General features: G+C 71.1%; 18 protein-coding genes and 1 pseudogene. 7 read left to right on the plus strand and 12 right to left on the minus strand.

The window, feature by feature from the left end; translation table 11 throughout:
- The gene (locus ABT118_RS07390) at positions 1 to 471 is read left to right on the plus strand and encodes a DUF5360 family protein (RefSeq protein WP_350645626.1); all 471 of its coding nucleotides are present in this window, start codon (positions 1 to 3) and stop codon (positions 469 to 471) included.
- Positions 472 to 511: 40 nt separating this feature from the next.
- On the plus strand, positions 512 to 1474 hold the full coding sequence (locus ABT118_RS07395) for a poly-gamma-glutamate hydrolase family protein (protein WP_350645627.1): 963 nt from the start codon (positions 512 to 514) through the stop codon (positions 1472 to 1474).
- A 96-nt stretch (positions 1475 to 1570) separates the two neighbouring features.
- Here ABT118_RS07395 and ABT118_RS07400 read toward each other — a convergent pair whose 3' ends face one another.
- The 7 genes from ABT118_RS07400 to ABT118_RS07430 form a co-directional block, all read right to left on the minus strand.
- Positions 1571 to 2362, minus strand: a complete 792-nt coding sequence (locus tag ABT118_RS07400) for an isocitrate lyase/PEP mutase family protein (protein ID WP_350645628.1) — start codon at positions 2360 to 2362, stop codon at positions 1571 to 1573.
- Between the two features lie 51 nt (positions 2363 to 2413).
- Positions 2414 to 3214 (minus strand): arylamine N-acetyltransferase family protein, encoded by an 801-nt coding sequence (locus ABT118_RS07405; protein WP_350645630.1) that lies wholly within the window; start codon positions 3212 to 3214, stop codon positions 2414 to 2416.
- A complete protein-coding gene (locus ABT118_RS07410; protein WP_350645631.1) occupies positions 3211 to 3783 on the minus strand; it encodes a MarR family winged helix-turn-helix transcriptional regulator in 573 nt (190 codons plus the stop codon). Before ABT118_RS07410 ends, ABT118_RS07405 begins: the two co-directional genes overlap by 4 nt.
- 92 nt (positions 3784 to 3875) lie before the next feature.
- Positions 3876 to 5933 (minus strand): phosphocholine-specific phospholipase C, encoded by a 2058-nt coding sequence (locus ABT118_RS07415; protein WP_350645633.1) that lies wholly within the window; start codon positions 5931 to 5933, stop codon positions 3876 to 3878.
- A 151-nt stretch (positions 5934 to 6084) separates the two neighbouring features.
- Complete coding sequence (locus ABT118_RS07420) at positions 6085 to 6537, minus strand: type II toxin-antitoxin system PemK/MazF family toxin (protein ID WP_350645635.1); 453 nt, start codon at positions 6535 to 6537, stop codon at positions 6085 to 6087.
- Positions 6538 to 6742: 205 nt separating this feature from the next.
- Positions 6743 to 7339, minus strand: a complete 597-nt coding sequence (locus ABT118_RS07425) for a GNAT family N-acetyltransferase (RefSeq protein ID WP_350645637.1) — start codon at positions 7337 to 7339, stop codon at positions 6743 to 6745.
- A 650-nt stretch (positions 7340 to 7989) separates the two neighbouring features.
- Positions 7990 to 9315: an aminotransferase class I/II-fold pyridoxal phosphate-dependent enzyme gene (locus ABT118_RS07430; RefSeq protein ID WP_350645639.1), complete on the minus strand. Its 1326-nt coding sequence runs from the start codon at positions 9313 to 9315 to the stop codon at positions 7990 to 7992.
- Between the two features lie 718 nt (positions 9316 to 10033).
- On the opposite strand from ABT118_RS07430, the pseudogene ABT118_RS07435 reads away from it, so the two are divergent.
- The 4 genes and pseudogenes from ABT118_RS07435 to ABT118_RS07450 all read left to right on the plus strand — a co-directional run.
- Positions 10034 to 10132: pseudogene (locus tag ABT118_RS07435) on the plus strand (IS5/IS1182 family transposase); the annotation flags it as partial.
- 484 nt (positions 10133 to 10616) lie between these two features.
- Positions 10617 to 11156, plus strand: a complete 540-nt coding sequence (locus ABT118_RS07440) for a YbhB/YbcL family Raf kinase inhibitor-like protein (protein WP_350645641.1) — start codon at positions 10617 to 10619, stop codon at positions 11154 to 11156.
- 273 nt (positions 11157 to 11429) lie between these two features.
- Positions 11430 to 12362: a S1 family peptidase gene (locus ABT118_RS07445; RefSeq protein ID WP_350645643.1), complete on the plus strand. Its 933-nt coding sequence runs from the start codon at positions 11430 to 11432 to the stop codon at positions 12360 to 12362.
- Positions 12363 to 12382: 20 nt separating this feature from the next.
- Positions 12383 to 12997, plus strand: a complete 615-nt coding sequence (locus ABT118_RS07450) for a hypothetical protein (RefSeq protein WP_350645644.1) — start codon at positions 12383 to 12385, stop codon at positions 12995 to 12997.
- Positions 12998 to 13018: 21 nt separating this feature from the next.
- On the opposite strand, the gene ABT118_RS07455 is transcribed toward ABT118_RS07450, so the two are convergent.
- From ABT118_RS07455 to tgmA, 5 genes are all read right to left on the minus strand, one after another.
- Entirely contained in the window at positions 13019 to 14158 is a 1140-nt protein-coding gene (locus ABT118_RS07455) for a serine hydrolase domain-containing protein (RefSeq protein WP_350645645.1), read from the minus strand.
- Positions 14159 to 14325: 167 nt separating this feature from the next.
- On the minus strand, positions 14326 to 15729 hold the full coding sequence (locus tag ABT118_RS07460; protein ID WP_350645646.1) for a hypothetical protein: 1404 nt from the start codon (positions 15727 to 15729) through the stop codon (positions 14326 to 14328).
- 505 nt (positions 15730 to 16234) lie between these two features.
- Complete coding sequence (locus tag ABT118_RS07465; protein ID WP_350645647.1) at positions 16235 to 17329, minus strand: methyltransferase domain-containing protein; 1095 nt, start codon at positions 17327 to 17329, stop codon at positions 16235 to 16237.
- The gene (tgmB, locus tag ABT118_RS07470) at positions 17326 to 18306 is read right to left on the minus strand and encodes an ATP-grasp ribosomal peptide maturase (RefSeq protein ID WP_350645648.1); all 981 of its coding nucleotides are present in this window, start codon (positions 18304 to 18306) and stop codon (positions 17326 to 17328) included. Before tgmB ends, ABT118_RS07465 begins: the two co-directional genes overlap by 4 nt.
- Positions 18307 to 18309: 3 nt before the next feature.
- Positions 18310 to 18564: a putative ATP-grasp-modified RiPP gene (gene tgmA, locus ABT118_RS07475; protein ID WP_350645649.1), complete on the minus strand. Its 255-nt coding sequence runs from the start codon at positions 18562 to 18564 to the stop codon at positions 18310 to 18312.
- Positions 18565 to 18879: 315 nt separating this feature from the next.
- Here tgmA and ABT118_RS07480 point away from each other — a divergent pair, with 315 nt between their 5' ends.
- Positions 18880 to 20229 carry an NsdA family TPR-like regulatory protein gene (locus tag ABT118_RS07480; protein ID WP_350645650.1) on the plus strand — a complete coding sequence of 450 codons (1350 nt, stop codon included), beginning with the start codon at positions 18880 to 18882 and terminating at the stop codon, positions 20227 to 20229.
- Positions 20230 to 20693 lie beyond the last annotated feature (464 nt).

The following is a 20693-nucleotide window of genomic DNA, read 5'->3' on the forward strand; positions in this document are numbered from 1 at the left end:
ATGCACGCCACAGCCTGCGCCGACCGCGTGATCCTGCGCCTCACCAAGGCGTCGATGGCGGTCACCGACATCGGCTTCCTGCTGTACTGGTCGGTCACCCTGCTCGCACTGGTGCCCGCCCAGTACGCGTACAAGGACTACGACAACCCGGTGCTCAGCGCCTGGAACTACTCCTTCGTCCCGCTCGACGTGGCGGCCAGCGTCACCGGCCTGGCCGCCCTGCGGCTGAGCCGCCGGGACGGGCGGGCCGGGCGAGCCGGGCCTTCCGGGCGGGCCGGTGCGCGGCCGCTGATGCTGGTCTCGCTCGTGCTGACCAGCATCGCCGGCCTCCAGGCGGTGGCCTTCTGGGCCCTGCGCGGGGACTTCACCCTCTCCTGGTGGCTGCCCAATCTCTTCCTGCTGCTCTTCCCGCTGCCCGGAGCCGTACTGATCATCCGTCAGTGGGCCGGCCGGCCGCGGAGCGACGGATAGCAGTGGCGCCGGGCGGTGATGATCCTCAATGATGACGATCATGACTCTCGAGACCAGACGATCCGTCCTGACCGCCCTCGCCGCCACCGTGGTGGCCGCACCACTGCTGAACGGTCTGGCCGGGCCCGCCCCCGCAGCGCACGCGGCCGGCCCCGGCGACCCGGTCAACCTGCCCGACCCGATCGAGTTCCCCTCCAACACCGCGCTCTACCGGAGCTCGAAGTACACCGAGGGCGTGGACTGGGCCCGCCGCTACCACCGCGCCGAACTCCCCGCCGCGGCCCGGTTCGCCGCCTTCGACTCCTTCCCCCGCACCGCCGTCCTGGCGCCGCACGGCGGCAGCATCGAGCTGGGCACCAGCGAGCTCGCCCTCGCCGTGGCGGGCTGGAAGCCGGACGCCCCGGCCGAGTCGAGCGGCCTCGGGCCGACCTACGACTACTGGATGTTCGAGGGCCTGATGGGCAAGGGCGAGAACGACGTCCTGCACGTCACCGCCAGCAACTGCGACGACCCCGCCGCACTCGCGATAACCGGCGGTTCCCGGCACGCCGTGGCCCTGCACGGCTGCCTCGCCTCCCAGTTGAGGAAGTGCGACCCCTCCATCGCGTTCTCCCAGGCACTCACCACGGTCGGCGACCGGGCCGTGGTGGTCGGCGGCCTCGACACCACCTTCACCGCCTACCTGGCGGAAGGCCTCCGGGCGAAGTTCGGCAGTGGCGTCAACGGTGCCATGGTGATCGCGAACAACCCGAAGTTCGAGAGCCTCGACGGCGACGTGCCCACGAACATCACCAACCGCACCTACAGCGGCCGCGGCGCCCAGCTGGAGATGACCACCGAGTTGCGGAAGGCGATGTTCGGCGACCCGGACGGCCGTGCGGACCGGGCCGCCACCTTCGGCAAGCCCTCGGCCGCCAACCAGGACGCGGACCGCTTCGGCCTGGGCCTGCGCGACGTGATCCGGGCCGCCATCCTCCGGATCGAGCGGAACCCGACCGGCTGACCTGACGTCAGCCGCCCACGGCGCCAGCGCCGGCGGCGGTCGAGGTGGCGGGGCCGTGGGGGCGGCGAAGACGTGCGGGCGCTCGGGGCCGAACCGTCAGAACTGCTCCGCCAGCCCCGCCACCCGCTGGTACGACGGCGCCCCGGCCCGGACCGGCCGACCCGCGCCGATCTCGCCCAGCGCCTCGAGCGCAGCGCCCAGCGCCGCCCGGTAGAGCAGCGAGCCCAGGCTGACCCGGCCCACCCCCAGCTCGGCCAGCTGCGCCAGGGCGGGGCCGGCGGGCGAGTACAGCACGTTCAGCGGGACGTCGATGCCCTTCAGGACCGCCGCGATCTGCGCCGGGTCGGTCAGCCCGGGCACGAACACGCCGTCGGCGCCGGCCCGTTGGTAGGCGTCCAGCCGGTCCGCCGTGGCGGAGCGGTCGCCGTCCAGCCAGTAGGTGTCGGTCCTGGCGTTGACGAAGAGCTCCGGCACGGCGTCCTTCACCGCCGCGATCTTCGCCGCGTGCAGGCCGACCGGCGCCAGCGAACCGTCGGCCCGGCCGTCCTCCAGATTGATGCCCACCGCCCCGGCGGCGGCCAGCTCCCGCGCCAACCCGGCCACCTCGTCCGGGTCTTCGCTGAATCCGCCCTCGACGTCCACCGACAGCAGGAACGGACCGCCCCCCAGTCGCCGGGCCAGCCGCACCGTCTCGTCCCGGGTCGCGCCCGTGCCGTCGGGCAACCCGGCCGTGGCCGCCACCCCGAGGCTGGTGGTGCCGATCGCCGGGAACCCCTGGGCGGCGAACAGTGCGGCCGAGGCGTGGTCCCAGGCGTTCGGCAGCAGGAGCGGGGCGGCGGCGCGGTGCAGGGCGGCGAAGCCGGTCATGGCGGTCCTCCGGTCGGTCACGGTCAATCAGCCTGGTTCCAGCATGGGTTGGACGGGGCGAGCGCGTAGTTCTCAGTCCTGGGCGCCCGGCAGCTGCTCCAGCACGATGCCGAAGTGCGTCCGGTACGCCGCCAGGGTGCCGTCCTGGTCGAGCTGCTGCTCCGTCCGGGTGCCGTCGACGGCGGTGCGGATCAGACGGGTGCCGCTGAGCGTGATCCGGCCGTCGGCGGTGAGCAGGGAGCAGGTGGTCGAGCGGCGGAAGTGCGACTCGGGCGAGGTGGCCTGCCACCAGCAGGTCGGCCCGAAGTCGGCCAGCTGGTACGGCCGCTGGTCCAGCCGGTACTGCGGCTCGCCGTCCTGTCGGACGTCGAGCTCGTCACCGTGCTCCACCACCGTGAACACCCCGCCGGGGTCGACCTGTTCGCCGCGCCGGTCCAGCCGGAGCGGCAGCTCACTGAACCGGCCGAAGCCGACGTCCGCCAGCCAGGCCCCGCCGTCCAGGTCCACCCGCAGCGCCATGTGGTCGAACGGCGGCCCGAGGCGCCCGCCGCCGAACACCCGCGCCGCCAGCAGCGTCACCCGGTAGCCCAGCGCCCGGAGCAACTCGCCGAAAGCGCCGTTGAGTTCGTAGCAGAACCCGCCCCGGTGCCGCCCGACGATCTTCTCCACCAGTGCACCCGGCTCCAGCACGATCGGCTCGCCCAGATGCACGCTCAGGTTCTCGAACGGTACGGCCGCCAGGTGCGCCCGCTGCAGCACAGCCAGGCCCTCCGGGCTCGGACCGCCGGGTCGCGGCACCCCGATCCGCTCCAGGTACGCCGCCACCTGGGCCTCGGTCAGGCCGCCGTCCGGCCGGACGTGCTCGGCGGTCATGAAGTGTGCTCCTGGCTCTGGCTGTTGAGGTGGTGCTCGATCCGGCGCTGGTTCTCCACCAGCCGCAGGCAGAGGTGGCGGAACTGCGCCAGCTCCGCCGGAGAGAAGCCCTGGAAGACCGCGGACATGGCGCGCTGGGTCGGCTGCCGGAAGGCGTCCAGCCAGTCCCGGCCCGCAGGCGTGATCCGGGCCCGGACCGAGCGGCGGTCGTGCCGGTCCTGGACCCGCTCGGCCAACCGGTCCCGCTCCAGCGTGTCCACCAGCCCGGTGACGTTGCGCGAGCTCACCCCGGCCGCACGGGCGAGTTCGCCGATGGTCAAGCCGTCCTCGTCGCCCGCACTCAGCCGGGCCAGTACGTCGAGCGCCCCCGCACTGAGGCCGCGCCCGCCGGCGCCCTGGCCGCGCAGCCGGTCGACGGCCTGCGAGGCTGACCGGACGGCGGCGGCCGCCTCCAGCGCGAGCGTGTCGTCCCCGAGCGCGAACGCCCCCATCGAGGCGCGGACACCCGGATCGTAGAGGGTGCCGTCGGGGTCGGAGCCCAGGCCCTCGTGGTTATGTACCTGCTTCACAGTGAAGTTCTACTTCACTTCGGCCGCTTCCACAACTGCCGCGCGCCGCCCCGGTGCTGTCCGGAGCGGCGCGCGGCGTACGGCCTGGAGCGTCAGCTGGTGATGATGCCCGGGTCGGAGAGGCCGGGGGCGCCGGTCTCGACGTGGCCGGCGAGCCGGCGGACGAAGTCGGCGGAGGCGGCCGAGGTGACCGTCACGTCGTACCAGTGGCGGCAGCCGCTCAGGTCGACCGCCGTGGTGACGGTGGCGCCCTTGCGGACCGTGAAGGCCTGCGGGCTGCCGCCGTAGGCGTTGGTGACGGTCAGTCGGGCATCGGCGGTGCCCGCGTTGGTGAGGGTCAGGTCGAGGCTGCCGGTGGCCGCGTTGTGGCGGGCGGTGACCTCGGGGCCGGCCGTCTTGCCGGGGTTGCGGAAGCGGCGCAGGAAGCCGTTCGGGCCGTGCACCGTCAGGTCCGTGACGCCCTTGGAGTACTGGGTGTTCCAGGTGTCGGCGATCGTCTTGCCCGCCTCCGTGGTGTAACTCCACGGCGCGTCGGTGCGGTTGGCCGAGGTGACGTAGAAGTTCGCACCGGCGGCCGCACCACCGCTGAACGTCAGCTTGTACTTCCCGCCACTGGTGTCGGCCGAACCGTCCACGTACGGCGCGTACTTGAGCGGCCGGGTCGGCCGGCTGCCCGGCTCCTGCCTCGGCATGGCGCCGACCGCGGGGGCGGGCGCCTTGAAGTCGGGGTGCCGGTCGCGGTCCGGCGGGTAGTACCCGGCGGTCGGCGGCAGCGCGACCGGGGCGGTCGAGGTGCGGGCGAAGTCGAAGGCCGCGGTCAGGTCACCGCAGACGGCCCGGCGCCAGGGCGAGATGTTCGGCTCGGTCACGCCGAACCGGCGCTCGATGAACCGGATCACCGAGGTGTGGTCGAAGGTCTCCGAGCAGCTGTACCCGCCCGTGCTCCACGGCGACACCACCAGCATCGGCACCCGCGGCCCGAGACCGTACGGGCCCGCCACGTAACCGGTCTTCCCGCCGAAGTAGTCCAGCGTGGTCGGCACGGTCGACAGGCCCTGGCTGCTCCCGGACGGTGCGTACGGCGGGACCACGTGGTCGAAGAAGCCGTCGTTCTCGTCGTACGTGATGAAGAGCGCGGTCTTCGCCCACACGTCCGGGTTGGAGGTGAGCGCGTCCAGCACCTGGGCGATGTACCAGGCGCCGTAGTTGGACGGCCAGTTGGAGTGCTCCGAGAATGCCTCGGGCGCGGCGATCCAGGACACCTTCGGCAGCTGCCCGGCCTTCACGTCCGCGCGCAGCCGGTCGAAGTAGCCCTCTCCCGCCTTGGCGTTGGTACCGGTGCGGGCCTTGTCGAAGAGCGGGTTGCCGGGCTGGGCGTTACGGTAACTGTTGAAGTACAGAAGCGAGTTGTCGCCGTAGTTGCCCCGGTAGGCGTCGCTGATCCAGCCCCAGGAGCCCGCCGCGTTCAGGCCGTCGCCGATGTCCTGGTAGATCTTCCAGGAGACCCCGGCCGCCTCCAGCCGCTCGGGGTAGGTGGTCCAGCCGTACCCGGCCTCGGCGTTGTTGAGCACCGGGCCGCCGCCGGTGCCGTCGTTGCCGGTGTGACCCGACCAGAGGTAGTAGCGGTTCGGGTCGGTCGAGCCGATGAACGAGCAGTGGTACGCGTCGCAGACCGTGAAGGAGTCCGCCAGCGCGTAGTGGAACGGAATGTCGTCACGGGTCAGGTAGGCCATCGTGGTGGCGGTCTTGGCCGGCACCCACTGGTCGTACTTGCCCTTGTTGAACGCCTGTTGGCCACCGGCCCAGTCGTGGTTCAGGCCCTGCAGGAACTCCATCCCGAGGTCGTCGCCCGGCGGCCGGAACGGCAGCGTCACCTTGCCGCCGCTCGCCTGGTTCCAGACCGACTTGCCGCTCGGCAGGGTGACCGGGCGCGGGTCGCCGAAGCCGCGGACACCCTTCATCGCACCGAAGTAGTGGTCGAAGGAACGGTTCTCCTGCATCAGCACGACGATGTGCTCGACGTCCTGGATGGTGCCGGTGCTGCCCTGCGCCGGAATGGCGGCGGCCCGGGCGATGCTGTCGGACAGCATGGTGAGCGCGGACGCGCCACCCGCCAGCTGAAGGAAACGGCGACGGTTCAGTTCTGCCATGGGTGAGTCGACCTCTGCGGGTGAGGGTGGGCAGTGGGCGACCCAAGGACAACGCCTGCGGGGGACCGCTCGGCGGACAGGTCATGTCTGCCCGCCGTACGTCAGGCGAACGCCTGCCCCAGTTGTCCGGCCAACTCCGCCTGCCGCAGCGTCAACTCCAGCCGTACCGCCGCCGCAACGCGGCCACCACCAGGTCGAACCTGGCCCGGTCCAACGCACACGCCTCCCGCCGCATGCCCCGGTCGTGGACCCGCATCACCCGGTCCAGCGCCACCCACGAATCACGCCCCGACCGGTCCCACGGCCCCGCACCGATCGGCACCCAGTCCTGGTCCCGGTCATGCCCCTTGCTCGACAGCATCACCGCGAGCAGCGTCCCGCCGCCCTCCCGCGCCACCACCAGCACCGGCCGGTCCTTGCCCCGCCCGTCCCGCTCCTCGTACGGCACCCAGGTCCAGACGATCTCCCCCGGATCCGGATCCCCGTCATGGTCCGGCGCATACTCCGTCCGCACCCGCCCCACCTCCCGGGCCTCGACCTCCACGGTCGCGGACGCGCCGAAACGGCCCGGGGTCTGCTGGTCCTGCTCGGTCAACTCAGCCATACCGGCAGGCTAGCCAGCTCTGTCCGGGCCGATCAAGCCACCCGGGAGCCGATCGCACTCCCGGCCCCAACATCGGAGCCTGAACACGGTCGTCCGGCGACGGGGGCTGCAGCCGGACTCGTGCGGGTCGAACGCCCGGAACCTCTTGTCCGACCCCGAACAGGACGTCCCCAGCAGACAGATGAGGCTCGTCCCAGGTGGTGGATCACTCACTGGATCGGGGGAACCCGCGGTGCCTGGACCAGTCACCGGCGAGGACTGCCAGGATCTGCGCGTCGACCCAGGCGCCCTGCCAGTGCAGCGCCTGGCGCTTCGTACCCTCGTGGACGAATCCGACCTGCTCGTAGACGTGCCGGGCACGCGGGTTGAAGGCGTAGACCTCAAGGTCGACCCGGTGGACACCGACAGTCTCGAAGGCATGGGCAAGGATCAGCCTGGTGGCCTCAGTACCGTAACCACGGCCGAAAGCGCGGGGTCCGACCAGAGCGATCCGGAACGAACACGACCGGTTGTCGGCATCCAGGTCGTTCAGCACGACCTCGCCGACGTACTCACCCGTGGCCTGCTCGACGACCGCGAGATACAGCTGGTCGTCCTCCGCTGCCCGCGAGGAGTACCACTGCTCGGCACGTTCCAGAACCCCCGGCCGGACCTTCCCGTGCGTCCCCGTCAGCCGACGCACCTCCGGCTCGTTCAGCAGTTCCGCAAGCCCTGGGGCATCGGCGGCAGTGACCGGCCGCAGCAGCACCCGCTCACCGACCAGCGTGGGCTTGGCAGCGAACGAGAGCACGGGAGACGTCATGGCATCGATCATGCCGAACGCACAGCCACCAGAGCCATCGCATTGTCCGCCGGGTCGGACGCAGCGCGCGCCCAGGCAGGACCCGGCGGTGGTGGCCCGTCAGCGGACAAGCAGGTGGAAGCCGCAGGACAGCCCGAGGAGCGCCAGCAGGGCAGCGCCCACGCCGACGGGAACCCGGAACTCTGAAGGTGATCGCGGGGGCCGAGCCGCCACCACAGCTCGCCGAGCGTCTGGGTCTCGGTATGCAGCTCAACGGCTCTCCAGGTGCCATCGGCGCCCCATGCAGTCGGTGTACTCGACCTCGACCTCCGTCAGACGGATGAGGTCGTTGGGTCTGGGATCCGGGATCGGGAGGGTCACCCCCCGCCCCGCGTATGTGTCCCAAACTCTCGTGAACGAAGCCACCACGTGACAGCCCGCTGATCCACCCCGAGCCGAACCGCCAGGCCGGCACGTCCCAAGTCCTATCGTGCGGCTACTCGTTCCGGCACATCGAAGCTCCGGTGGTTCAGGGCAGCCTGGGAGAGCCACCCCGTTCAACCGGAGCTTCGTTGTTTCCGTGACGGGTCGCCCTCGATGCCCCGCAGTTCAGGCGATCGACAGGACTTTGAAACGCCCTCGCCGGGCGCTGGTGCTGAGTGCTGCGGGTGTCACTTCGCGACCTGGAGGTCGTGGATCTGCCGTTCGGCCCCGGCGAGGCAGTCGTGAACGATGTCGGCTGCCGTGTCGAGGTCCCGCAGGTCGTGGTCGTACATGAGTTGCATGCGGAAGCGTGCGGTACCGCGCGCGACGGCCGGGAACTCGACCAGGGCGAGGACCAGGCCGCGCTGTTCTGCCAGGCGGCAGGCAAGGCGCCCGGCTTCCTGGGTGCCGCAGTCCACCGGGACGATGGCGGATCTCTCGCCGACCACGGTGTGGCCTCGGTTCGCCAGGGCCTTGCGGAAATGGTCGGAGGCTTCGCCGAGCTGCTGCCGACGTTGTTCCCCCTCGTTGGAGGTGACGATTCGGGCGCACTGCAACGCTGCCGCTGCCTGGAGGGGGGAGAGTGCGGAGGAGAAGAAGTGTGAACTCGTGAACATACGCATGTACTGGGCCACTTCTCGGGACCGCGTGGCCACGAAGCCGCCGTTGGTGGCGAAGCACTTGCTGAATGATCCCATCACCAGATCCAGCTTCCCCCACATGCCTTGGACGCCGGCCTGACCTGTACCGCCCGGACCGAGTGCACCGAGGTCGTGAGCCATGTCCACGAGCAGGACTGCTTCGAACTCGTGGCAGATGTCCTGGAGTTCACGCAGGTCTGGCGAGTCGGCGTCCATGGAGTACAGCCCCTCGGTGACGACCATGATCGCGTTCGAGGTGTCGGTGCTGCGGATTTCGGCGAGCTTTTCGCGTACTGATGCGTTGTCCAGATGGGCGGCGATCGCCACCTGAGCGGTGGCTGCACGGGCGCCGGCTTGGAGGCAGGCGTGCGCCCGACTGTCCAGTACGACGTGGTCACGCGAGCGGACCAGGCCCGTGATCGCACCGAACCCCGCCGCCCATCCCGTGGGGAACAGGACGACGTGCGGCATGCCCGTCAACGCGGCCAGGGCCTCTTCGAGTTGTTCCGACAACGGCGTCACTCCGGCCAGCATCGGCGAGCTTCCCGCGTGCGGCCCGTAGCAGTGCAACGCCTCCTGTACCGCGTTGCGGACCGACGGATCGCGCGAAAGGCCGAGGTAGTCCTGGGCGGTGAAGGAGACACCGCTCCAGGCATCTCCCTGCATCCCGCTGACGCGCACGCGGGGACTCACATCGCCGTGTACGGTCCGGCGGTACGGCAGCACATCGTGCGTCAGACGCGGCTGCCAGAAGTCTGTGCTGAACGGCGTGGTGCGCTCCAGCAGGTTCGCACCGCGCAGAGAGGCGAACCGGGTCGAATTGACCTTGAGGACGGACAACGGCGGGACGTCAGGAATTGAAGGAGTTGCCATGCGGGTTGCTCCACTCAGAGTCTGACGCCCTTGGCACCGCCCATGTCCGAACCAGAGGGTTCGCGGGTCTGGTGCGAGGGCCGTCAGCGCTACACCGGTCTGAGAGTCTTCGGGGGCCGGTGGCTCACCCTGACTCCGAGAACATAACGGTGAGGATTCTGCTCCTCGGGAGGGTCCCATCGAGGACCCCATTCGGCTGTCCGGGTGGGGGACCTGGTGATCCGGAACATCCTGGAAAGGCGCAATGAGCAGGGACGACGAATAGAAGGATCTTAGGCGGCGGGCCACGGGGAATCACTCATCCGGATTACGGATGACGGCTGAAGATGATTGGCCGCCCGGTGTCTCGTGACGACTCAACCGATCATCGGGATGAGCGAAGTGAATCACTTTGTAGTGACACGTCGGCGAGGTCGCCTGCTGGGACAGATACCGGAAGGATGACGGAGGTGCTGGTGTCCTGGGTATGAGTAGTTCCGGTGCTGGAATTCACCATGAAAAGGATCATGGCCCTGGCCTGCGGCGGCTGTGCGATATTCGCGATCTGAGTAGGAACGGAAATGGGCTTAGCCGTCAAAAGTTTTGACGGGCGGCACTGGGCCGACTGCTGGTCACGTTCGGATTTCGGCCGATGGCTCGGTGTGCGGATGTGTCAACTCAGAGGAGCTGACACGAAGCTGTTTTGCGGCCATGTCACCTCGTCTGCCCGCTCGTTGGGCTGTCCGTGCTGCAGGCCGGGATCCAGTGGGATTGGCTGCCACAGGAGTTGGGCTTCGGCTCGGGGATGACCTGTTGGCGTCGACTACGGGACTGGCACCGACCGGCCCCGCCGTTGCACCTGACCACGCACCAGCAACAGCCAGATGTGGAACACGACATGGGCGCAGCTCTCGTGCGAGGTGTCGAAGAATGCCGGATCGTCCGCCCCCGGACCGGGTTGACGCCGAGCTCGGCCGACAGCGGGCCGTGATCGCGCATCAGGTGCCGCGAGGCGTCCAGGCGGCGGATCTCCGGGTTCGAGGCGAACAAGAAGCGGGGGTCGACCTGGTAGCGGTTCGGTTCGGGTGGACGGCATCCGCTTCGTCCCGCTCGTGGACCACCCGCCGAGTCAGGCCGCGCTCGCGTGGCCCGGCGCAGCGCCGGCCGTCGCCGCTGCCGTGATCGGGCGTCGGTTCCTGTAAAAAAGCTTATCGGCCCGGCCGGCGCAAACCGGGTTTACGGCGGACCTGGGCGTGTCCGGCGCCGACTGCACTACTGTCCCGCTCGTTGTCGACCGACCGAACAGGGAGCACAGTTCCGCCATGTCCAAGCCCCCACTGCCGCACGATATCCAGCGCCCCGTGCCGGCTTTCACCGTCACCAGCGACACCGTCCGGGAGGGCGGCACGCTGTCCCCGCTCCAGGTGTACGTGGAGGGCAACCTCTCCCCGCAGCTGAGCTGGTCGGGCTTCCCCGAGGGGACCAGGAGCTTCGCGGTGACCTGCTTCGACCCTGACGCCCCGACCGGCAGCGGCTGGTGGCACTGGGTGCTGTTCGACCTCCCGGCCGACCTCACCGAGCTCCCGGCGGGTGCCGGCAGCGGCGTCTTCCCGGGCCTGCCCGCAGGCGCCGTGCACGGCCGCAACGACTACGGCACCAGGGACTTCGGCGGCGCTGCCCCGCCGCCCGGGCACGGACCGCACCGGTACGTCTTCACCGTCCACGCCCTCGGCGTCGAGAGCATCGGTCTCGACGCCGACACCTCGGCCGCCGCGATCAGCGGCACCCTGGGCTTCCTCGCACTGGCCCGGGCCACCGTCGTCGCCACGTACGAGAACCCCGGCGGTCCCGAGGGCGCCTGACCCACCGACGAACCGAATCCGCAGGCGTACCGGCCGCCGTCCAACTGCCCAGCAGGGCAAGGCGTTCGACGGTCGGTACGCCCAGGGGGACGGTGCAGGCGGCCAGGGCTGTCTCCTTGGTGGCGCCGGGCGGGTGGCGCCGAGCGGGGGGACAGCCCCACCGTGGCCCGGGTGGCTGCCCGGTGCGCCGGTCCACCGGCTGGCACCGTGGTCCGGTGGATCTTGGACGGCGAGGCTGGGCACGTACCGATTCCCGGACAGAAGGAACGTTTCGTGCAGAGCTCGCAGCCCGTCCGCCGTACCGTCCGCACCGCCACCGTCGGCGTCCTGACCGCCCTCGCCTGCGCCACCGCCGCCGTCGGCAGCGCGGGAGCCATCGTCAACGGGGCCGACTCCCCTGCCGGTTACTCCTTCATGGCGACCATCCCGGAGACCGCCCCGGCGCACGGCCTGCTGGACGGCAACTGCGGGGCCTCGCTGATCGACCGTCAGTGGGTGCTGACGGCGGCCCACTGCCTGGCGGTCGAGGGGGTGGTCCCGGACGGCACCGTCCGGATCGGCAGTGACCGGCGGAAGGACGGCGGCACGGTCCGGGGGATCGACCGCAGCTTCGTCCACCCCGGCTACCGCAACGGCGAGAACAAGGCCGCCAACCAGGACGACCTGGCGCTGATCCGGCTGGACCGGCCGGTCACCGAGCGGCCGGTCAGGATCGCCGACGCGGCCGGCCCGACCGGCACCCCGACCAGGCTGCTCGGCTTCGGCACCACCGTCTTCGGGGAGTGGCGCTTCCCGGAGCGCCTCCAGGAGTTGGAGACCCGGCTCGGTGCGGAGGCCGAGTGCGCCCCCGGCTACGCGGGCCCGACCCGGCTCTGCACCGTCTCCACCAAGCCCAGGGCGATGGCCTGCGCGGGCGACTCGGGTGGCCCCCAACTCCAGAAGGGTCGGGACGACCAATGGGAGCTGGTCGGCGTCACCTCCGGCCCCGGCGCCCCCGGGGTCCCCTGCGAGGACGGCCCCGGGCTCTACACCAGTGCCCCCGCGTACGCCTCCTGGATCCGCAGCACCATGGCCGAGAACCCCGCGCCCGCCGCCCCGGCCGACGAGCGGACCCGCACCCTCGCGGTCGGCGCCGCCGTCCTGCTCACCGCCGCCGGCGGCACCGCCCTGGTGCTCCGCCGCCGGAAGTCCGCCGCCGCCGGCTGAGCCCGGTCCGTAGGATCGCGGTGCACCCGTATCCGCCCGCACCCCGAGGGACGCCGCGCACGCCCGTCGGGTTCGAGCTGCCCGTCGCCGACGACCCGGAGGCGGCCGAGCTAGCGGCGACGCTCACCGGGACCGGGAGCGAACAGTTCCTCCGGGCGGTGGCGGGAGCGCCGGTGGGGTTCCACCACCGCAGCACCGAGGGGCAGGTGGAGTTCTCCGGCCTGGTGCCCGACGAGTACCGGCAGCGGACCTCCGGTCTGCTGCTGCGGGCCGCTCACCTCTGCTTCACGGCGCACCTGCCGCTGAGCCTGTCCCCGGACGTGCTCTGGTACGCGGTGGTGGCCCGGGTCCTGCCGGACCACGAGCCGGGGAACGAACTCCTGCCGGAGGGCTGGACGCTGACGGACCTGCGGCGGATCTCCGGCCGTCCGGAGACGGCACTCGTCACACCCCTCGGTCCGGTCACCCTGGAGGGTGCCCCGCTCCGGGCCCGGTTGGTGGTGGACGTTGGCGAGGTCCGCTTGGTGCAGGCGGAGGACGGTCGTTGGTACAACGGCGAAGCGGATCCGTCGAGCGGCACGATCGACTGCTGGTCGCCCGCGTTCGAGGACCCCGGGGCCGCCTTCCGGTTCTGACGGACGACCCGCCGGAGGACTTCAGCGAGGCTGGGCGCAGAGCGCGGCGTCGACCACCCGGTCCAGTTGCTCGCGCCCGGCGTCGCCCCGCTGCTCGTTCACCGCGACGGCGGCCGCCCGCCGGCCGTGCTCGGTGACGCCGACCCGGCTCTCGTAGCCGGGGATGCTGCCGCCGTGCCCCCAGGAGACGCCGCCGCAGGAGAGCGGGCGGCTCACCAGGCCGAGGCCGTAGCGGGCGCCCGGGCCGAAGGTGGCCGAGGCGTCGGAGGTGCTGGTGCGCATCTGCTCCAGCTGACGGGGCGCCAGCAGCTCTCCCCGCAGCAGTGCGCCGAAGAACCGGTTGAGTTCACCGGGGGTGGAGACCAACTGCCCGGCCGCCCAGGCCCAGGAGTGGTCCATGTCGGTGATGTCGGTGAACGGCTCGGCCGGGGTGTCCCGGTAGTAGCCCCGAAGGTGCGGGCCCGCGATGGTGCTCTCGCCGGGGGCGGGGAAGCGGGTGTGGCGCAGACCGAGCGGGCGGATGATCCGCCGCTCCAGCTCCTCGCCCAGCGGACGGCCCGTCACCTCCTCGACCAGCATCCCGGCCAGCAGGTAGTTGGTGTTGCTGTACGCCCAGGTGCGGTCCTCGGGCTTCGAGGTGGCCGGGTGGGCGAGCGCGATCGCCAGCAGCTCGGCGGGCCGGTAGGGGCGGATCTCGTCGGAGAGGTACTTGCTGTAGTTGGGCAGGCCGCTGGTCTGCCCCAGCAGTTGGCGCACGGTGATCCGCCGCCCGTCACCGCCCGGGCCCCGGACCAGGCCCGGCAGGTAGTGGTCCAGATCCCGGTCCAGCTCGATCCGCCGCTCGCCGACCAGTTGGAGCACGGCGACGGCGACGAAGGTCTTGGTGTTGCTGCCGACCCGGATCGCGCCGTCCCTCGGCACCGGGGCACCGGTGGCCAGGTCGCCGATGCCGGCCGTGCGGCTCTCCACCCGGCCGTCCCGGTCACGCACGGTGGCCACCGCGCCGGGCACCCCGAGGTCCCGCACCAGAGCGTCCACCTGCCCTTGCAGCGGTGTGGCGGACGGGCGGGCGGAGTCGGCCAGTGCGGGGGCGGCGGGGGCCAGCAGGGCGAGGCCCGTCACGGTGACGACGGTGGCGCGGCGCAGCGCGGACAGGGGCACGGGTGGTCTCCTCCGGGGTGGGGAGCGCGGTGCTCCCGGTCCCTTCCAGGGCACCACGAAGGGTCCTGACCGGTCGTCAGCACCCGGGACGAGGACTACGGTCCCGGCGTGCTACCGATGGAGTGCCGGGCCCTGGTCCCAGCGGCGTACCCGACCCTGACGGCCGGTCAGGGGCGCCCGCCCGGGCGGCCGTGGTGGAGGGCGAAGGCGGTGCCAAGGGTGAGCGCGTCCCGGCTCCGGCGCAGCGGTGCGAGGGTGCTGAACGCCTCGTGGGTGAGGTGGAGTTGGCGGAAGTCGGCGAAGTCCACCGAGAGCAGCTCCCAGCCGCTGCCGGCGCCGTCGGCGGCGCCGGGCAGTGGTGGCACGGCGAGGTGGACGGCGGCCTCGGCCGGCAAGCCCTCGGTCCGGCGGTCGTCGAACTCCACCATCACCTGGCGCAGGCCGGCCGTCCCGGACGGTGCGCCCACCGGCCGGGGCGGGACGGGGCGGCGGTGGAGCCCGGTGGCCAGCTCCCGGGCCCAGCGCGCGGTCGGGCCGTCGCCGTGCCAATTCTCCCGCAGCGTCTCGGCGAACCACCGGGCCAGCGGGTCGGACCCTCGCTCCACCCACTCCAGGACCAGGTCCCGGAAGCCCTGCTCGCCCCGGTCGGCGGCGGCCAGCACGGCGCTGCCCGCTCCGTCGAAGGCCCGGCAGAGCGCGAGCACGTGCTGCTGCTCGACTCCGTAGGCGGACCGGACGAACCGCATGTCCATCAGGGCCCGCCGTACCACTCGGGCGGCCAGCGGCGCGGCCCCGTTGCCCAGGAAGCCGTAGGGCCGCCGGTCGCGCCGGGGCAGGCTGCGGCGCCTGGGCGGGGTGGCGGCGGCTGCGGCGATCCCGGCCTCGCTGAGGTGCCAGAAGCGGTCCTCGTTCTGCAGCGTGACCTCCCGGGCCGTCAGCCGGCCGTGCGGCGCGAGCAGGACCTCGACGGTGCCGTCCCCGGTGCGCCACTCCAGATCGGTCCGCGGACTGCTGTGCGTCGTCAGGTCGAGCGCGGTCAGCCCGTCCAGCAGGAGCCGCAACCGGGCTCCCCCGTGCGGGAGGAGAGCGGTCTCGTAGCGGCGCCGCATGCCGAGCTCGATCGAGGCGTGCAGGTGGTCACCCGTGTACTCGGCCTGGAAGCCGACGATCCGGCAGTCCGTCAGGTGGTAGGGCGTCAGGGCGTCGGCGGTGAGCGGCTGCTGCCACGGCGGGGTGATGTCGTCGTTCCAGTCCCACGCCGGATCCGGGGAGACCGGGGCCGGCGGCGGCGGGAGCAGCCCGGGCGCCAGGGCGCTCTCTGCCACCCAGGCGTGCCGCTGCACGCCGAAGTCGGCCATCCAGCGCAGGGCCCGGCGGGCGAACGACTCCCCGACCCAGGCCGGTCGTACGGTGGCCGCCTTGACGAAGCCGATGGTGTTGTTGTCCCAGACGTCCGACACCCGGGCGATCCGCCGGCGGTCGAAGGTCCGGGCATCGGCGGCGGCTTCGGCGATCTGGGTCAGCGAACGGTCGAGCAGGGCGGCGAGGGTGTGCAGGGCGGGCTGTCGCACGGCCGGCCTCCGGGGTGGAATCGTCACGAGGGCCACAATCTACGGGCCCGCCCGTACGGGTGTTCGCCGATTCCGTGATCACCGGTCCCGGAACGCGGGCGGGGTGCGGATGCGATGGGACCGCGTCCGCACCCCGTGGGTACCGGTCGGTGAGTGACGCCTGAGCAGCCGACCCGGATCGCTGTCGAGGGCCGGCGCAGGCCCGTACGTCCTTGACGACCTACCGACCCGATCTCCGGTACGGGCCGGACAGCCTCCGCCACGCAGGCCTCGTGCTTGCGCCTGGACTTCCGCACCCATGACCTGTGCAGGTCTATGGCACTCGGACCGCCAGGATGAGATGAAGGGGGGTTTGCCGATCCCCTGGTCCTGTGGGAATCCGAGCGGTCGACCGGCGGCGAAGGGCTGTCGCATCCGGTCTGTTCTGTCCTCCCTGCACAGGCAGGAGTCAGCCGTCGTAGTAACTGTCAAGGACCTGATTGGGCTTCCGTGGTTAGCTGGCCGGTCAGGGCGTGAAGACCAACTCGGGCAGATCCCAGCCGAGATGGCCCGGATCGCCCCACCAGACCCGCTGCTGCTCCGGTGTGACCGTCAGTCCGAAGTCCGCGCGGTTGGGGGCCGAGCTGCTGAATGCGTGCTGCAGCTCGCCCACGGTGTCCCCCAGGCGGCGGGGTCCGATCTGCCGTACGGTTCCGTCGGCCCGGGCGATGGCGGTCGATCCGTCCGGCGTCCAGATTCCGACTGCGGACAGGGTTCCTTCGCCATCGGACCACGTGCACCACTGATGGCCGGGCAGTGCCAGGGAGAGCGGGAACTCGAGTCGTTCGACCGCCTCCACGGTGACGGTGGTGCGGCGCGTGGGGGCATCGTTCAGCTCGTCGAATCGGGGTTTGGCGGCGGTGCTTCGACGCGCCATGAAGTGAGCGCCCTGGGGCAGGAAGCGACCGTGTGCCTCATCGCCGTGCACGGTCAGCTGGACCAGGCCCCAACCGATCGGCGCGACCACCACGGCATCACGTGCGGCCTGGGCCAGCCAGGGCCGCGGAATCGACTGCAGCCCACAGGTGGCGATGAACCGGTCGAAGGGAGCGCGGTCGGGGGCGCCGACGACGCCGTCCCCGGTGCGCACGTGCGGCCGGTACCCGGCACGGGCAAGTCGCCGCGTGGCCGGCCCGGTCAGATCAGCGTCGATATCGACGCTGGTGACGTTCTGGTCGCCGACCCGGTGGGTCATGAGCCCCGCGTTCCAACCGGTGCCGAGGCCGCACTCGTAGACCCGCTGCCCCGCCTCCAGGTCGAGGGCCTCGAGCATGGTGAGCATCAGATCCGGCTCGCTGGAGGACGAGGTGGGCAGACCCTCGGTGACCTGCGTCGTCAGAGCCCGGTCGCTGTACACGCCGTCGAGGTACCCGGTATCGCCGGAGCGAACCGGACGCCAGTGGCCGGCCGGGTCCTGCTCGTAGAACTCCGGCACGAACAGGTGACGCGGCACCGCTCGCACCGCCTCCGTCCACTCCCGGCCGTGGCCGGCGGTCGCGAGTCGGTCGGCGAGGGCATCGCGCCTGGCGCGGGTGTCCCCGAAGTCGACGGTGGTCGTCACGTGACAGCTCCTTGCAGCAGTGAGGCGTGGGCCTCGGCGATCGGAAGGTGGGTGGCCACGGCGATGAACTGCCACTGTCCGGCCGGGTTGCACTCGAAGAACACCCAGTCACCGTTCGGAGTCACGGCGAAGTCGAAGGCTCCGTAGTTGAGTTGGTAGCGGTCCATGAAGCGGCGCACCCCGGACGCCACGGTGCTGGGAATCGGGACGGGCTCGTACTCCAGCGCGTCGTAATCACTGCGCCAGTCCACCTGTGCAGCGGCGCTGCCCGCGTGGATGGCAACTGGGAACATCTGCTCGCCGACGACCGTGAGCCGCACTTCGAACGCCTTCGGTACCCATTCCTGGAGCAGGTGGGCTGTCAGTTCCAGCGACTCGTCCAGCTGGTCCGCCTCGAAGCGGCGAGTGGGGAGCAGCATCGCCCGCCGGCCGGTCAGGGTGATGGCACCTGCGGTGACCGGCTTGACGATCAGCGACCCGCTGGTCGACTCGGCCCACCGCCGGGCTCGGCTCAGACTGTTGGTCACCAGGGTCCGCGGGACGCGCAGACCCGAGGCGGTGGCGGCGGTGAGCTGACCTGGCTTGTGGGCTGCGGCGCGGTAGACGTCAGGGTGATGCATCCACACCGCCGGAAGCGCACCGAGCACCTGCACCATGCCCACCAGGGCTTGGCTCACGGCCCAGTCGCGGTACTCCGGCGCCACAGCCGGGCTCGGCTCGGGGAGGCCGGGCCGCCGGTAGTAGACGGCCCGGACCTCTTCCAACCGCACCGCGCGAGCGCTGGTCGCCAACTCCCCGGACCACCCGGGCGCGCAGCCTTCATGCTCGGCCGCAAGCTCAAGGTCCTGGGGGAAGCGGGCCAGGTCGAAGCGCATCACCGGCACGTTCCGGTCGGCGAGTGCTTGCACGACCAGGTCGGCAGACGGGTCCAGGTCCTCGGCAACGACAAGGACCTGCCCGCGCGGCGCGGTTGTCATCGGTTACGCCGCCTCGTCACCGGGAAACGCGTACGGGTCGGACGTCTCGTCGGCCGACCCGGTGGAGTCGTTGTTCGTGCCGGTACTCGAGGCGGCAACCGGCGTCAGGGCCCACAGGGAGCCGTCGGCGTTCATGACGTTGACCTGCCGGTCGGGGTCGTAGCTGAACTCGGACGGGTCGATGTGGACCGTGTACGGGGGCTGGAGCTCGCGAGCGCCGAACGGGACGCCCCGTCGCTCGGTGGTTGCGGCGGACATGGACTGTGCTCCTTCTGTCGGTGGTGCGACGGATGGTGGCCGCCGCTGCGCGGGCCCGAGCAGCGGCGTTTCAGGGGAAGGCGCAGCGGAGGTCGGCGAGCTTCGCGCAGACCCTCGGACGCGCCGCAGCCACCGACTGGGGCTCATACGGGTCATGTGCGCTCCCTGGATCATGCGCCGGGCGATGCCCGATGGGCCGGATCACTCCGGTCCTCGCCCCGATGCGACTGACAATCAGTCAACGCCCTTACACCGTCGGAGAGAACTGGGCATGCTTGTAAGAAACTTGAATGCCTTGAAAGTCGGGAGGCGACCGTGACGGCACCACGGAAGCGCGCACCAAACCAGGCGCTGTCCGCGTTGATCAACGAGGCGGGATGGACGAACGGCCGACTCGCCCGGGCGGTGAACCGGCTTGGCCCGGCGGCTCGTCTGGACCTGTCATACGACGAGTCGGCCGTGTCGTACTGGCGGTCCGGAACCCTGCCACGGCGGAGAGTCCAGCCCCTGGTCCTCGAAGCACTCTCGACCGCGCTCGGTCGGCCCGTGACATCGGCTGCGGCCGGCTTCAGCACGACGGCCTCCGGCCCTGGTGGCACGCCTGACAACCTGGTGGACCTGGTGAAGGACGATATGGACCCCTCCCGGCGCGGCATGCTCGCCGCCACCCTCTACTCAGCGGCCCTGGCGGTCCCCGGATTCTCTGAACTCGGCGACCGCATGGACAGCTCCGCAATCACCGAGCGGGCCGGCCGTACAGTGCGCATCGGCGCCGGCGAGGTCACCACGGTGCGGACCATGACCACCAGGATCGCCGACATCCTGGACGAACTGGGGGCGGGCCACGCCCGACCGATGGCCGCAGCGTTCCTGGCGAACACCGTGATGCCCTGGGTGAACGCTGAAGCCACGTCAGCGGTGAAGGCCGGCATGCTCGCCGCAGCCTCTGACCTGGTGTACCTGACCGGGTGGATGGCCATGTACGAGAAGGCGCACGGGCTCGGCCAGCAGTACTACCTCCAGGCACTCCAACTGGCCGGAGACGCCGGCGACCAGCTGACCTACTGTCGAACGCTGCGCGGCATGGCCCTGCAGGCGTCGAACCTCGGCCACGGGCCGAAGGCCCTGCAACTGGCGGACAGCGCCGCCGAGGCCGCCCCGGCCGCGGGGCCGCGCCTCACTGCCTTCCTCCGAGGCCAACAGGCCCACGGCGCAGCCATGGTGAAGGACCGACGGCAGGCGTTCGCCTGGCTCGCCGAAACGGAGGCCGCCCTGTCGAAGGCCGACGGCCGCAACGACGCCGTCGGCGGGTACGACCAGGCCGCCTACTTCTTCCACGTCTCGCACGTTCTCGCCGAACTCGGAGACCTGCCCGGGTCGATCAAGGCCATGCAGCAGTCGAACCGGTCACGCCCCGTGAACGAACGGCAGGGGCGACTCCACGCGAACGGCGTTCTGGCCACCCGTCAGTGGCAGCAGGGCCATGTCGAGGCCGCGGCGGCAACCTGGGACCGCTTCCTGGACGACTACGAAGCTCTCTCGACCGTGCGGGGAGACGAGCATTTCGCCACCCTGCGGCAGCATGTCCGGGCGAAGCCGGCGGTGCGGGTGGTTCGTCAGCTCGGCGATCGAGCCGGGGCGGTGGCACAGGCGAAGTCCGTCTGAACGCCCGTGGGTCAGCCGAACAGTACCGTGCAGATCACCGTGCGCACCAGGTCGTCCTCGCACATGCGGAGGTCAGCCGTCGGCGATGCTGACCACTACACCCACTGGATTCCCGCCCTGCGCAGGGTCCCAGCAGAAGAGACCACGCTTCTCAACGCAGCAGCAGTGCTAGCAGCCAGAGCTGATAGGCACAGTGCGGCGGCTTGACCGACGCTGGCACTGGGTCTTGGGTGGGAGTCCGCAAGCAGATACAGGAACTGGCGAAGGCACCGGACGCCAACCCGGTGTTCGGCTTCCACGGTCACGGGTGCTCCCTTGACGCTGTTACAGGTGTCCCCCCGGCGGCACTGTGGACGGGGTGAAAGGCTTCTGCGAAAGCGCGGGGTTGGGAAGCGGGGTCGCGGTGCGGACGGGGTCGCAGGTCATCAGCCGTCCCGCCGGGTCGTACGCGCACGTGGGGTTAC

The sequence above is a fragment of the Kitasatospora sp. NPDC002040 genome (assembly GCF_040296785.1).
Lineage (GTDB): Bacteria > Actinomycetota > Actinomycetes > Streptomycetales > Streptomycetaceae > Kitasatospora.

Bases quoted from the DNA above. Each gene is read 5' to 3' on its own strand.
- ABT118_RS07430 (WP_350645639.1), bottom strand. From the start codon at position 9,315: ATGGCAACTCCTTCAATTCCTGACGTCCCGCCGTTGTCCGTCCTCAAG.
- tgmB (WP_350645648.1), bottom strand. From the start codon at position 18,306: ATGACAACCGCGCCGCGCGGGCAGGTCCTTGTCGTTGCCGAGGACCTG.
- ABT118_RS07405 (WP_350645630.1), bottom strand. From the start codon at position 3,214: ATGACCGCCGAGCACGTCCGGCCGGACGGCGGCCTGACCGAGGCCCAG.
- ABT118_RS07420 (WP_350645635.1), bottom strand. From the start codon at position 6,537: ATGGCTGAGTTGACCGAGCAGGACCAGCAGACCCCGGGCCGTTTCGGC.
- tgmA (WP_350645649.1), bottom strand. From the start codon at position 18,564: ATGTCCGCCGCAACCACCGAGCGACGGGGCGTCCCGTTCGGCGCTCGC.
- ABT118_RS07395 (WP_350645627.1), top strand. From the start codon at position 512: ATGACTCTCGAGACCAGACGATCCGTCCTGACCGCCCTCGCCGCCACC.
- ABT118_RS07415 (WP_350645633.1), bottom strand. From the start codon at position 5,933: ATGGCAGAACTGAACCGTCGCCGTTTCCTTCAGCTGGCGGGTGGCGCG.
- ABT118_RS07440 (WP_350645641.1), top strand. From the start codon at position 10,617: ATGTCCAAGCCCCCACTGCCGCACGATATCCAGCGCCCCGTGCCGGCT.
- ABT118_RS07390 (WP_350645626.1), top strand. From the start codon at position 1: ATGCACGCCACAGCCTGCGCCGACCGCGTGATCCTGCGCCTCACCAAG.
- ABT118_RS07425 (WP_350645637.1), bottom strand. From the start codon at position 7,339: ATGACGTCTCCCGTGCTCTCGTTCGCTGCCAAGCCCACGCTGGTCGGT.